We start from the raw sequence: 13306 nt of genomic DNA on the forward strand, positions 1-13306 counted from the left end.
TGTTCTGCTGGCCAGAGGATCGTCGCCTTCGGGGCTTGAGCCCGTCGATATCGGGAATCTTGTGCATCTTATTGGTTTTGATCGGAAATGTTACCGGAAAGCCGTCGTCTCTCGTTAAACCTCTGTGGTTCGACCGGATGGGAGGCGATGCATCGCTAGGGCGATCGGCCTGCATCTGAAATTGTAAAGGGCGGCCCCATACACAGGGCCGCCTTTTGAGTTTCTATTCAGCTGCTTTGACCGGTGTGTCATCCGTCACTGGTAGGGCCGGAGCGCTCTCGACCGCTTCGCGGACACCTTTGGCGTAGTCAGGATGGACCCGTTCCAGCACCGCGTACCAGCGTTCCTTTACACTGTCCGAGCATGGTGCCATGGCCCCAGCCATGTTCTGGTGCAAACGGACACGTTCGTCGTCGGTCAGAACATCTTTGTACAAAGCACGCGGCTGCACAAAGTCCACCTCTTCCGTTTCTTGTGGATAGCGGTAGGCCTCCGGATCAATTTTCAGCGGAGGTTCCATGACGGACGGGTCGGGGCGTGGTGCGTCTTCGTATTGATTCGGTTCGTAATAGGCGTTCGAATTCCCCGTATCGTTCTGGAAGAAGCGCATTGCGCCGTCCTTGTGATAGTGCGCGACGGACGCGGCCTTCGGAGCGTTGGCTGGCAGCGCTTCATAGTGTGTTCCCAACCGATAGCGGTGTGCGTCGGCATAGGACCAAACGCGCGCTTGCAGCATCTTATCCGGCGAAAAGCCGATGCCTGGAACGACGTTGGACGGCGAGTAAGCTGCGTTTTCCACCAGTTGGAAATAGTTTTCCGGCACGGTGTGCATTACCAGCTCGCCCACTTCGATCAAGGGGAAATCCTTGTGCGGCCAAACCTTTGTTACATCGAACGGGTTGAAGTCGAGGCTGGCGGCCTGTTCTTCTTCCATCACCTGGATTTTCAGCGTCCACTTCGGGTGTTTGCCCGCTTCGATCATGTTCCAAAGATCTTCCTGATAGCTTTCACGGGTTTGACCGATCAGCTCTTTGGCTTTCTCGTTGGTGTAGTAATCGTGGCCCTGATGGGTTTTGAAGTGAAACTTGACCCAGTAGCGCGTGCCCTCGTGGTTCCACATGGAAAACGTATGCGAGCCGTAGCCGTTCATATGCGTCGGGTTCTGAGGAATGCCCCGGTCTGACATCAGGATCGTCACCTGGTGTACGGATTCGGGCTGACCGGCCCAGAAATCGAACATCGCCTCGGGGGAGCGCAGGTTGGTCTTGGGGTGACGTTTCTGCGTGCGAATAAAGTCCGGAAACTTGTAGGCGTCACGAACGAAAAAGACGGGCGTGTTGTTGCCCACCATATCCCAATTGCCCTCTTCGGTGTAGAACTTCAGCGAGAAACCGCGGACATCGCGTTCGGCGTCGGCGGCCCCGGCTTCCCCAGCCACGGTGGACCAGCGAGAGAGCACATCGGTTTTTTTACCAACTTCAGAGAAAATCTTCGCGCGGGTGTACTTCGTGATGTCGTGCGTCACGGTAAATGTGCCCTGCAGGCCCCAACCCTTGGCGTGCACAGTCCGTTCGGGGATGCGCTCGCGGTTTTGATGAGCGAGCTTTTCGATCAGTTGGTAGTCTTCGAGAAGGACTGGACCGCGAGGACCGGCGGTTTTCGATGTTTCGTTGGTGGGGACGGGCGCGCCGGCTGTGGTGGTCTGGCGTTGGGACATGAGGTCCTCCTGTAGAGGTTGAGATCTTATGGGTTCAACGGGCCGACCGCATCGTGGTTCCATCATAGTTTCGGTGGTGTGCGATAAGTTATTATTATCGGTATGAGGGGGATGAGTGTTGCGGTTGCGAAGAGGGTGTCGCGCTGTAGCCGTCGAACGTGGAACATCTCAAGTTGAGGTCGACGCCCACGCACAGCCGCCATGCATTGGATGCAAGGCGATCAAGGGTGGAAAAGCACATCATATGTGCGTAGATACATCCGCAACCCAGTCTTTGCGAAAGGCCCAGAGCCATGCGCGATCTTAAGATCCCCGGCGAACGTCACCCTGAAAAGGCGCACCGCCCCGACAATGCCCAGCCCAAGAAGCCGGATTGGATTCGCGTCAAGGCGCCCGGCGGCGCGGGCTATGCCGAGACACGGCGCATCATGGATGAGCACAACCTCGTCACCGTGTGCAAGGAAGCGGGCTGTCCGAACGTCGGCGAATGCTGGAGCCAAGGACACGCCACCATGATGATCATGGGCGAGATCTGTACGCGCGGATGCACGTTCTGCAACGTGGCGACGGGCCGCCCCGACACCCTTGACGTGTTCGAGCCAGGCAGAGTGGCGGATGCAGTGCAAAAGCTGGGTCTGAACCATGTGGTGATCACTTCCGTGGACCGCGACGATCTGGACGATGGCGGGGCAGAGCATTTCGCCCAGACCATACGCGCCGTGCGCCACCGTGCACCGGGCACCACGATCGAGATCCTGACCCCGGATTTCCTGAAGTGTGCGCCCGAGGTTCTGAAAACCGTCGTCGACGCAAAGCCGGACGTTTTCAACCACAACCTAGAAACCGTGCCGGGACTTTATCCAACGGTGCGTCCGGGCGCGCGGTACTTCCACTCGCTACGCCTTTTGCAGCGGGTTAAAGAACTGGATCCGTCGATTTTTACAAAGTCCGGAATCATGGTTGGTCTTGGTGAAGACCGTCAATCTGTTTCGCAGATCATGGACGACATGCGCGCGGCGGATGTGGATTTCCTGACCATTGGACAGTACCTGCAACCAACGCCAAAACATCACCGGGTGGACCGTTTCGTGACACCGGAGGAGTTTGCAGGTTACGAAAAGACCGCTTATGGCAAGGGTTTTCTCATGGTTTCTGCCACGCCTTTGACGCGCTCTTCGTATCATGCCGGTGACGATTTCGCCCGTCTGCGCGACGCGCGCAAGGCCAAGCTGGCAGGCCGAACGCCCGCCTGATCTGACAGGACTATTTGCGTTTTGACGCGGCTGCTTTGACAGTCGCATCTTTTCTTCAGTCGGACGCGGGCAGTGCCTTGACGTAGGCGGCAACGGCCTCTCGGTCCTCAGGGGTCAACTTGGAGAAATTCTCCACCACCTCGGCCATGTGTCCGCCCACGCTGTCGTAATCTGGAGTGAATCCCGACTCAAGATAATAAGCCACGTCCGTTGCTGACCAATCCAGTTGCGTGGGCGTCAGTCCGGGGATCTCGCCGCGACCCGACGGATTCGGCGCCCCAGCCATCCAGCGGGAGGTGTCCAATCCACCAAGCGCATTTCGGGGCGTATGACATTCGGCGCAATGGCCCAAGGTTTCCACCAGATCCCGCCCGCGTTCGGTCACGCCCTCCGGCAGGTCGCTCATGACGTAGTCGTCTGAGAAGAAGAGCAATTTCCACCCGCCAAGGCTACGGCGAATATTGAAGGGGAAGCCCACATCATGCGGTTGTGAAGTCGTATCTGAAGGTGGCAAAGTTTGCATGTACGCGTGAAGGTCAGCGACTTGCTGGTCCAGCATCTTTGTATAGGCCGTGTAGGGGAAGGCCGGGTAAAGGTGTTCTCCCGCTTTTCCAACGCCCTGCGTCACGGCATTGGCGAGATCGACCACGGACCAGCCTCCGATACCTGCGTCTGACGGGGAGATGTTTGGCGCATAGAATGTGCCGAAGGCAGACGCAAAAGCCTGGCCTCCGCTCAGCACAAGTTTGTCGTCAGAGCCCGGGGCATGGTGACACGACGCACATCCGGCGGCGGTAAAGATCGTCTTGCCAGCTTCAACATCCCCGGTGAGAGCTTCGAACCTGGCGGCGTCGACTTTTGACGGAGCTGTAAGCCAGACGCCTGCGCCGACCCCGAGGACCGCCAGCGGGAGGAGGATTTTCAGCGCCCGGTTCATGGCTGCACCTGAGCGAGAAACGGGCAGGGAAACGCAATGGACATCAGGTATCTCCGTTGAGACTTCATTCGCAGGGCAGAGGTTGAGCCTTCACCGATGATCCTAACATGCCGAGCGCGCGGGTGGGGGTGAATCGCCTAGACGTCGGTGAACCGGACCTTTCCAATGAACGGCAGGTTACGATTACTCTGAGCAAAATCGATCCCATAGCCCACGACAAATTCATCGGGAATGTCGAAGCCTATCCAGTCGGCGCGGAAATTCACCTCACGACGCGTCGGTTTGTCGAGGAGGGCGATGGTCTTCAACCGTGCGGGTTTGCGCGCGCGCAGCATGTTCACAACGTGGTTCAGCGTGTGGCCCGTGTCGACGATATCTTCGACCACCAGCACCTCACGTCCCTCGATTCCGGAGCGAAGATCTTTCAGAATGCGCACCTCGCGGGAGCTTTCCATGGCGTTTCCGTAGGAGGAGGCTTCGAGAAAATCGACCTCCACATCCAAGGATAATTCCCGCACGAGATCTGCGATAAATATGAACGACCCGCGCAGCAGGCCCACAACCACCAACTTGTCGGTATTGGAAAATTCGCGCTCGATCTCCATCGACAAAGCTTCGACCCGCGCGGCGATGGCCTTTGCAGTGATCATTTCGTCTACGACATAAGGACGCTCTGGCATCACAACCTCTTGATTTTCCGTACGTGGCGTACGACATCCATCTTGTATTGTCACATGAAAGAAGCGCGCCGCCAAGCTGATGCCGACCCATTCCGAGACCCGCAAATTGCCCTACACGGCGCAACAGATGTACGATCTGGTGGCCGATGTTGAATCCTATCCCAAATTCTTGCCGTGGGCAGCTGCGGCTCGCATTCGGTCACGCCAAGACGAGGGCGACCACGAGGTCATTCTGGCGGACCTCATCATATCGTTCAAAGTTTTCCGCGAAAAATTCGGCTCCCGCGTGACGCTCTATCCCGAAGACATGCGCATCGACACTGAGTATCTGGACGGTCCGTTTCACCACATGGTGTCGAACTGGGGCTTCAAGGATGTGGAGGGTGGCTGCGAGGTGTCTTTCTTCGTCGATTTCGAATTCCGCAATCGCATCCTTCAGGGGGCTGCCAGCATGTTCTTCAACGACGCCATGCAGCGAATCGTGAGAGCGTTCGAACGACGCGCGGCAGAGCTGTACGGCTAAGGGAACTGTCGACCACGCGATCAGAGGTGACAGGCAGGTGCCGCTGCATTTGACATTGCACCGGTCTCCGACCTGTCGCCGAGGGTCTCGTGAGATCAATCCTCTCGTCAGTGCAACGACTTGCGTGGTCAGTGCTCGGCTTTGCAGCCCTCGCGCTGCTGCCTATGTGGTTGCGGCGGCCTGACAGGCAACACTCGCTCGACTCTGAACATCAGGTTAACCAGCGACGGAAGTTTCCTGCGGAACACGGGGCCTTTGCCCCCGTTTCGCCTGATTCTGAAGGCATCCCTAATGCACAAGTGACACAGCTTACGAAGGGATGACCAAGATGCCTTCACTTTTTTCGGCACCGACTTACACGCCCGGTGCGGCACTGCCGCAACGGTCCATTCAGGAACTGCAACAGACCCCCGCTGCGCAATCGCGTGAGGCCGCGAGTGGGTCCTCATACCGCGAGTCGCCGCAGGGCGCAGGATTGCCCGCTGCCACAGGGGCGACGGCAGAACCGACCCCTGTCACGCCTGAACCTGCTCCTACGCCGGCCGTTTCCACATCGCAAACAGGGCGCATGACGGCCCTGGTGATAGATATGCAGGCGCGGCAAGACGCTGTTGAAACCGATGAGCAAGATGCAGAGGCCAGCGAAGCACAGTCTGAAGCCATAAGGGAAAGCGCCACGCCGCGTGGGACCGATCAGCAATCCGTTGAATTCCGCGAGCGACGCTCGGAGATTACCGAAGCTGGCGGCCCGGAGGAGGCCTCGGTCGGCACCTCTGAGGCAGAGGATCCGGCGCGTCAGGCGGCTCAAAACTACAGAGATGCCAATGAGACAACATCCGGCGTAGAGCCTGCCAAACTGCTGATGGACGCCTGATCATTTCATGTTGGAAATCAGTCGATGGCAAAGGGGCCCCCGGAGGGCCCGTTTGCCTTCATGAAGATCCTTAATCAGGATGCGTGATCGTAGGCACGTTCGCCATGGACTGCGAGGTCGAGGCCGGTGACTTCGGTGTCTTCATCGACACGCAGTGGTGTGATGGCCCGCACCACAAAGATCAGCGCCACTGTGACCACAATGGTAAATCCCCCAACGATCGCAAGCGCACCAAGCTGCGCAGTCCACGTACCAAGCCCAAAGGCCGCGATCATGATCGTGCCGAAGATGCCACCGACACCATGCACGGCAAAGACATCCAGGGTATCGTCGATCTTCAGCCTGTTACGGATCAGGTTCACCGCTTCCTGACAAAGCACGCCTGCCACCAAACCAATGATCAGCGCTTGCACCGGGGTCACGAATCCAGAGGCTGGCGTGATAGAGGCAAGACCGGCAATCGTGCCGGTGACGAGGCCGACCAGGGAGGCTTTGCCGAACTTGATCTTCTCCCATAGCGCCCAGGTGAGGGAGGCCGCCGCCGCGGAGATATGCGTTACGGTCATTGCCATGGCTGCGCCGCCGTCCGCTGCAAGTTGGGAGCCGCCGTTGAAGCCAAACCAGCCAACCCATAGCATTGATGCGCCGATCATAACGTAGCCCGGGTTGTGCGGCGGTTTGGAGTGTTCCTTGCGCGGACCGAGAAATACGGCAATCAAGAGGGCGGCCAGACCGGCGGTTTCATGGACGACGATGCCCCCGGCAAAATCCTTTACGCCGACCTCACCGAAAATGCCGCCGTCCGCCATCATGCCGCCGCCCCAGATCCAATGTGTCACGGGCGCATAACACAGCAGCATCCAAAGGCCGGAAAACAGAAGGACAAATCCAAACGAGATCCGCTCTGCGTAGGCGCCGACGATCAGCGCGGGGGTGATGATGGCAAAAGTCATCTGAAAGGCGAAAAACAGCACTTCGGGAATAGTGCCGGCGAGGGTTTCGGCGTCGATTCCGTTCAGGAACATCTTGTCCAGACCACCCCAAAACCCGTTGCCTTGGCCAAAGGCGATGGAATAACCGGCTGCAAACCAAAGAATGCTCATCAAACACGCGATTGCATAGCAGTGCATGAACACGCTCAAGACATTTCGGCCACGCACAAGCCCACCGTAAAACAATGCAAGCCCCGGCAGCGTCATGAACAGCACCAGCGCTGTGGCGACGATGATCCAGGCGGTATCCGCTCCAACCATGAAGGTCTCCTTCCCTCGGACGCGCGGCCTTTTATGTAGGCCGCAATTTCAGTCCGCGTGCGGTTAGGAGAATTTCCGTGCTGAACAAATGGTCAAAGGGGCTCTGGGGCGATTAATTATCACGCGATTTTTCAAAAGCCCTCTGATAGGGCGGTATTTTCAGGGGTAGCATCATTTTTGAGCGTTTTTAAAAAGCCGACGCTGTGCTTCATCGCATCCGTTCTGCCGTTGTGGGGATGGCCTTCCTTAGCCGTTCGGGAGCGCGTCTCGTAATAATTTCAGCGCATGTTGTGTGGCTGCAGCGCGCACATTTGCCCGACCTAAAGCGCCATGGTCGATGGTCTCTGACGAGATGGAGGACGCCGTGGCAACGGCATAACAGACGCGACCTTCGGGCTTGTGTTCTGATCCGCCGGGGCCCGCGATGCCGCTTATAGCCACGGCGATGTCCGCCTTGGCGGCCTGTCGCGCGCCTTCTGCCATTTCGCGCGCCACCTCTTCCGACACAGCGCCGTGAGCTTCAAGCGTCTCCTCCTGAACCTCAAGCATCTCCCTCTTGGCGGCGTTCGAGTAGGTGACAAACCCACGTTCAAAGACAACCGACGAACCGGGCACATCGGTGATGGCGGCCGCGACCATACCTCCGGTGCAGCTTTCTGCGGTGGTCACGATCGCACAGGCCGCGCGGGCACGTTGCAAAAGATCCTCGGCAAGGGTCACATCAACACTCCATGCGCCAGACCAGCGAGCACGATGGCGACAGCGGCGGCAAAGATGCCAGCGATCACGTCATCCAGCATGACGCCCAAGGCGTCACCGCGCCGGTCTGCCCATCCCACCAAAAGCGGCTTCCAGATGTCGAACAGCCGGAACAACACAAATCCTGCGATCCAGCCTGGCCACAGACGCCAGATCTCGACCCCCATCATGCCCGCACCGTAGCTTACGGGGAAAAGGGCGATCCATTGGCCGACAACTTCGTCAATTACCACCCAAGAGGGGTCGTGATCATCACCTTGAGTGACTTTCTTCGTCGCCCACCATCCCAGCCCGAAAACAAGCACGGCCGCTGCCAGCAGAAGGCCGAAACCGCCAAGCTGATGGATGAAATAGCCCAAAGGCAGTGCTGCAAGCGATCCCCAAGTGCCAGGAGCTGGACGCAAGTATCCGACGCCCGCGACGGAGGCCACCCACCTCACGATGCCACCAACGTGGCGGTTGCGATGGCGGCGATGCCTTCTTCGCGGCCGGTGAAACCCAGCTGTTCGGAGGTCGTCGCCTTGATCGAGATGCGTCCGGGGTCGAGATCCATGATGCGGGCCATTTCCTGTGTCATCGTATGCGCGTGCGGACCAATCTTGGGGCGCTCGCAGATCAGGGTCAGGTCGATATTGCCGATCCTGAACCCACGCTTCGCCGCCAGATCGACCGCGTGCCTTAGAAATATCTCGGATGCTGCGCCTTTCCACTGTGGATCGGTCGGCGGGAAGTGGCGGCCAATGTCGCCCTCTGCCATGGCCCCGTAAAGCGCATCCGTCACGGCGTGCATCCCGACATCCGCATCGGAATGCCCTTTGAGCTTGCGATTATGCGGAATGCGCACACCGCACAGGATCACATGGTCGCCTTCTTCGAAGGCGTGGACATCATATCCATTGCCCAATCTTACATCCATATTGCCTCGCAACAGTTTTTCAGCGCGCAGAAAGTCTTCTGGCGCGGTGATCTTGAGATTGCTTTCGCTGCCGGTGACGATTGCCACATCCATACCGCTGGCTCGGGCGACCTCCACGTCGTCGGCGGTGGCGAAATCACATGCACGGTGGGCCGCAAGAATTTTATCGAAGTGAAACCCCTGTGGCGTCTGTGCGCGGTATAGACCGCTCCGGTCCTGGGTCCCGGTCACAATGTCGTCTGTGCCCGTCCACAACGCATCGCTGACAGGCAGGGCAGGGGCGGCACCGGGATGGGTGGTCAGCGCATGGTGCACGGCCTGCACGATACACGGCGGCACGCAGCAGCGCGCGACATCATGGATCAAGACATGTTTAATGCTTTGCCCCACCAGCGCCTCCAACCCGCGCCGGACAGAGACGTGGCGCTCCGCTCCGCCATCGATGAGCAGGACATCCAGACCGTCACATACGGCTTCCGCGTCTGTTCGATCATCGGGGTGAATGACCATCACCAACCGCCCGAAGGGCGCCAACGTGTCCAGTGTCCAGCGCGCAACGGGTTTGCCTGCGACGTCTCGCCACTGCTTGGGAACGCCGCCGCCTGCGCGTTTTCCGCGACCGGCGGCCACGATGACGATTGCCGTGTCCATGCGTCTGATATCCTTCGCTTTCCTTTTAATAGGGGCGCGGAGGCCGTGGTGCAACACTCGGCTTGGGTGATTAAAAAGTAGGCGAAGTTTTCTGATTGCACGCAGAACAGGCGGCAAAACATTGAACAAATACAAGAGCACGTCTACTTCGGACAGGTAAGGATGCAGTTTTGCACCTCCGCACAAGGACTAGGCAATTGGCCCTTTCCATAGGAAACCGTTCGATAAATCCGCCCGTTATGCTCGCACCGCTGGCGGGAATCACTGACTTGCCGTTTCGCACTTTGGTGTCGCGGTTCGGCGCCGGGCTCGTTGTGTCAGAGATGATCGCGTCCGGCGAATTTCTCACTGCGCGTCCGGGCACGCGAGAAAAAGCCGAATTGGGCGCGCAGATTGAAAACACCTCTGTGCAGATCGCGGGGCGAGAGCCTGAAGCGATGGCAGAGGCCGCGCGCATGGTCGCGGATATGGGCGCGAAACTCATCGACATCAACATGGGGTGCCCCGCCAAGAAGGTCACAGGCGGCTGGTCTGGGTCGGCGCTTATGCAGGTGCCTGATCATGCCTTGCGTTTGATCGAAGCCGTTGTGAACGCGGTCGATCTGCCGGTGACGCTGAAAACACGTCTGGGCTGGAATGATGAAGCGCGCAACGCGCCGGATTTGGCCCGTCGGGCAGAAGGGGCCGGGGTGCGTATGGTCGTGATCCATGGCCGGACCCGCTGCCAGTTTTACAAAGGCTCCGCCGACTGGGCGGCCATCCGAGATGTGCGCGATGCGGTCGATATACCGGTTGTGGCCAATGGCGACATCATCGACGCCGATACGGCTCGTTTGGCGCTGAAGCAGTCCGGCGCCGACGGAGTGATGATCGGACGTGGCGCGCAAGGGGCGCCTTGGGTTCTGGCTCAGGTGGCGGCTGATCTCTACGGTGCGCCGCCCCCCGATATTCCAAAAGGAGACGATCTGATTTCGATGGTTTCAGAACATTACGAATCTATGCTGGATTTCTACGGTCCGACCTTGGGCAACCGCGTCGCCCGAAAGCACCTTGGCTGGTACATGGATCACGTGCAGACGCCGCCGGAACTGCGCACGGCGCTGCTGACGGAGCGGGACACTACCAAGGTTCTGCGGCTGATTCCGGATGCATTGTCCGCGCAAGCGCAGGCGGTCGCGTGATGGAGAATGCACAGGACATGACGATCTGGTCGTCGCTGCCCGTTCCGGCCATTCTGATCGACGAGAAGGAGCGGATCGGAGATTTGAACCCGGCTGCCGAGATTTTTCTCAACAATTCGGCCAAGTGGTTGCAGGGCCAGCCAATTTGGGACCGCCTCGCTGTCGATGATCCGTTGGAGGAAAGCCTCAGCCGGGCGCGGGAGCATGGCACGCCACTGTTTGTGAACGATGTCTACGTCGGGACCGGCAGCCGTGCGCCCCTGGTTTGCAATCTGCAAATTGCGCCGCTGCAAGGGCGCGAGGGGTGGATGGTCATGCTGATCTCGCCGCGCGAATTGGCGGGCCGCATGACGCAGAACCACAGCGTGAAATCCGCAGCCAAATCCGCCATTGGCATGGCCGAAATGCTTGCGCATGAGATCAAGAACCCGCTGGCAGGCATCACCGGCGCCGCGCAGCTTCTCAGCATGAACCTTCCGAAGGAAGATCTGGAGTTCACGGATCTGATCGTGGCCGAGACGCGTCGCATCGTGAAACTGCTGGAGCAGGTGGAGCAATTCGGCAACCTGTCAGCTCCCGACCGGCGCGAAGTCAACATACATGACGTTCTGGACCGCGCCCGCCGCTCCGCTTTGCTGGGGTTCGGCGCACATATGAAGATCATCGAAGACTATGATCCCTCACTTCCGATGGCGTGGGGCGATCCCGATCAACTTCTGCAAGTGGTGCTGAACCTGATCAAGAATGCATCCGAGGCCGCTGATCCGATCAGCGGCGGCACCATTCGTCTACACACATATTACGAACACAGCTTCCGCCTGCGCCGTGCCGATGGCAGCGGCCAGACGCTGCCGCTGCAATTCGAGATCATTGACGATGGTCCCGGCCTGCCGCCCGCAATCAGGGGGGACATCTTTGACCCCTTTGTGTCGGGCAAGGAAAACGGCACGGGTCTCGGGCTCGCGCTTGTGAGCAAAATCATATCCGATCACGACGGTTGGATTTCCGTGGACTCCGTACCTGGACGTACGGTGTTTCGCATATCGCTGCCCCGCCCCCCCAAGGCGAATAAGGAGAAGAGCTGATGGACGGCACCGTACTTGTCGCGGATGACGACCGCACGATCCGCACTGTGTTGACGCAGGCGTTGACGCGCGCTGGATGCAAGGTGCACGCGACCTCCTCGCTGACGACATTGATGCGTTGGGTTGGCGAAGGGAAGGGGGATGTGGTCATCTCCGACGTGATGATGCCCGATGGAAATGGCTTGGAGATGTTGCCGAAGATCAGGGAGGATCGTCCCGGCCTGCCGGTCATTGTCATTTCCGCCCAGAATACCATCATGACGGCCATTCAGGCAGCGGAGGCGGAAGCCTACGATTATCTGCCGAAACCTTTCGATCTTCCGGACCTTATGAAGCGCACGGCCAAGGCTTTGGACAGCCGCGGCCGCACGCCGCGCCGTGACGAGCAGGTGGTTGGCGCGGACGAACCTGACGAACTGCCATTGGTGGGCAAGACACCTGCGATGCAGGCGCTGTATCGTCTGGTGGCGAAGGTGATGAACACCGATCTGCCTGTTTTGATCACGGGTGAAAGCGGCACCGGCAAGTCATTGATTGCAAAGGCACTGCACGATTTTTCTGACAGGCGTACTCTGCCTTTTGTGACTGTGACGGCAGGTGATTTGTCAGACCTGGACGGTCCGGCTCGTGTCTTGGCGCGGGTGAAGGGCGGCACGCTGCTGGTGGATGAGATCGCAGATGTGCCGGATGAGATTCAGGCGCGCATTGTGCGCATGATGGATGTGCCGGGCGACCATGTGCCACGCTTCCTCGCGTCCAGCCAAATGGATCCGCAAACCCTGATCGAAGGTGGCAAGGTTCGGCAGGATTTGTTCTACCGTCTCGACGGCGCCGCCATCCAAGTGCCGAGCCTGCGTGAGCGGGTTGAGGATATCGCCCTGCTGACGGAGCATTTCCTTGCGCGTGCAGAGCGCGAGGGTGCGCCGAAACGCTGGCTCTCGGAAGGGGCCGTGGATCTGTTCCGCGTCTATTCGTGGCCGGGCAATGTGCGCCAGTTAGAAAACGCCGTGCGCCGTCTCAGCCTGACCAGCCGCTCCGAGGAAATCGCGCGCAACGAGGTCGAAGCGGTTCTGGGCAACCAGCCTGAAACTGGTCCTGTTCTGCGCGGTGGTGACAGCGACAAGCTGGGAGAAAGCGTTGCACGCCACTTGCGTCGCTATTTCGATCTGCATGGCGCGATGCTGCCGCCTCCGGGATTGCATGGCCGTATTATCCGCGAAGTCGAAGCCCCGCTTATCGAAATCGCGCTGGAGGCGACGGGCGGGAATCAGGCGAAATGCGCCGATCTGCTGGGCATCAACCGAAATACTCTCAGGAAAAAGATCACAGATCTGGATATTCGCGTGACACGGCGCCGCAAATTGATGTAAAACAGCCACAGTAAGTGTGACCCCGCCGCAATGCTTCGTGAAAATCTTCGCGGGCGGCGCGGTGAGAAGGCGCACGATAAATGGCGGTTTTCGCGCAGATGACCTGA

Annotated in this window: 13 protein-coding genes; 6 read left to right on the forward strand and 7 right to left on the reverse strand. The window is 59.0% G+C overall.

The genetic code is table 11. The features are described from left to right. Nucleotides 1-223: 223 nt before the first annotated feature. Complete coding sequence (locus J4E08_RS12000; protein WP_349538699.1) at nt 224-1717, reverse strand: catalase; 1494 nt, start codon at nt 1715-1717, stop codon at nt 224-226. A 293-nt stretch (nt 1718-2010) separates the two neighbouring features. Between J4E08_RS12000 and lipA the strand changes: the two genes are divergently transcribed. Further along, complete coding sequence (gene lipA / locus J4E08_RS12005) at nt 2011-2970, forward strand: lipoyl synthase (protein ID WP_349538700.1); 960 nt, start codon at nt 2011-2013, stop codon at nt 2968-2970. Nucleotides 2971-3025: 55 nt separating this feature from the next. On the opposite strand, the gene J4E08_RS12010 is transcribed toward lipA, so the two are convergent. Both J4E08_RS12010 and hpt read right to left on the reverse strand, forming a co-directional pair. Then, nucleotides 3026-3907, reverse strand: coding sequence for a c-type cytochrome (locus J4E08_RS12010; protein ID WP_349538701.1), 882 nt, complete (start codon nt 3905-3907; stop codon nt 3026-3028). Between the two features lie 137 nt (nt 3908-4044). After that, a complete protein-coding gene (gene hpt, locus J4E08_RS12015) occupies nt 4045-4587 on the reverse strand; it encodes a hypoxanthine phosphoribosyltransferase (protein ID WP_183967476.1) in 543 nt (180 codons plus the stop codon). A gap of 79 nt (nt 4588-4666) precedes the next feature. On the opposite strand from hpt, the gene J4E08_RS12020 reads away from it, so the two are divergent. Continuing rightward, nucleotides 4667-5110 (forward strand): type II toxin-antitoxin system RatA family toxin, encoded by a 444-nt coding sequence (locus tag J4E08_RS12020; RefSeq protein ID WP_183967478.1) that lies wholly within the window; start codon nt 4667-4669, stop codon nt 5108-5110. A gap of 328 nt (nt 5111-5438) precedes the next feature. Then, entirely contained in the window at nt 5439-5984 is a 546-nt protein-coding gene (locus tag J4E08_RS12025; RefSeq protein WP_349538702.1) for a hypothetical protein, read from the forward strand. A gap of 74 nt (nt 5985-6058) precedes the next feature. Here the strand turns inward: J4E08_RS12025 and J4E08_RS12030 are convergent, their stop codons facing one another. The 4 genes from J4E08_RS12030 to J4E08_RS12045 form a co-directional block, all read right to left on the reverse strand. Next, nucleotides 6059-7237: an ammonium transporter gene (locus tag J4E08_RS12030; RefSeq protein WP_349538703.1), complete on the reverse strand. Its 1179-nt coding sequence runs from the start codon at nt 7235-7237 to the stop codon at nt 6059-6061. Nucleotides 7238-7483: 246 nt separating this feature from the next. Further along, on the reverse strand, nt 7484-7957 hold the full coding sequence (locus tag J4E08_RS12035) for a CinA family protein (protein WP_349538704.1): 474 nt from the start codon (nt 7955-7957) through the stop codon (nt 7484-7486). Next, nucleotides 7954-8436 carry a phosphatidylglycerophosphatase A family protein gene (locus J4E08_RS12040; RefSeq protein ID WP_349538705.1) on the reverse strand — a complete coding sequence of 161 codons (483 nt, stop codon included), beginning with the start codon at nt 8434-8436 and terminating at the stop codon, nt 7954-7956. Before J4E08_RS12040 ends, J4E08_RS12035 begins: the two co-directional genes overlap by 4 nt. Further along, nucleotides 8433-9563, reverse strand: a complete 1131-nt coding sequence (locus J4E08_RS12045) for a bifunctional 2-C-methyl-D-erythritol 4-phosphate cytidylyltransferase/2-C-methyl-D-erythritol 2,4-cyclodiphosphate synthase (RefSeq protein WP_349538706.1) — start codon at nt 9561-9563, stop codon at nt 8433-8435. Before J4E08_RS12045 ends, J4E08_RS12040 begins: the two co-directional genes overlap by 4 nt. Before the next feature lie 239 nt (nt 9564-9802). Here J4E08_RS12045 and dusB point away from each other — a divergent pair, with 239 nt between their 5' ends. The 3 genes from dusB to J4E08_RS12060 are packed head-to-tail and all read left to right on the forward strand — an operon-like array spanning nt 9803 to nt 13199. After that, nucleotides 9803-10744 carry a tRNA dihydrouridine synthase DusB gene (dusB, locus tag J4E08_RS12050; RefSeq protein WP_502949267.1) on the forward strand — a complete coding sequence of 314 codons (942 nt, stop codon included), beginning with the start codon at nt 9803-9805 and terminating at the stop codon, nt 10742-10744. After that, complete coding sequence (locus tag J4E08_RS12055) at nt 10744-11829, forward strand: two-component system sensor histidine kinase NtrB (protein WP_183967493.1); 1086 nt, start codon at nt 10744-10746, stop codon at nt 11827-11829. Before dusB ends, J4E08_RS12055 begins: the two co-directional genes overlap by 1 nt. After that, on the forward strand, nt 11829-13199 hold the full coding sequence (locus J4E08_RS12060; RefSeq protein ID WP_349538708.1) for a response regulator: 1371 nt from the start codon (nt 11829-11831) through the stop codon (nt 13197-13199). The genes J4E08_RS12055 and J4E08_RS12060 overlap by 1 nt, the downstream gene beginning before the upstream one ends. Nucleotides 13200-13306 lie beyond the last annotated feature (107 nt).

The sequence above is a fragment of the Sagittula sp. NFXS13 genome (assembly GCF_040148795.1).
Classification (GTDB): domain Bacteria; phylum Pseudomonadota; class Alphaproteobacteria; order Rhodobacterales; family Rhodobacteraceae; genus Sagittula; species Sagittula marina.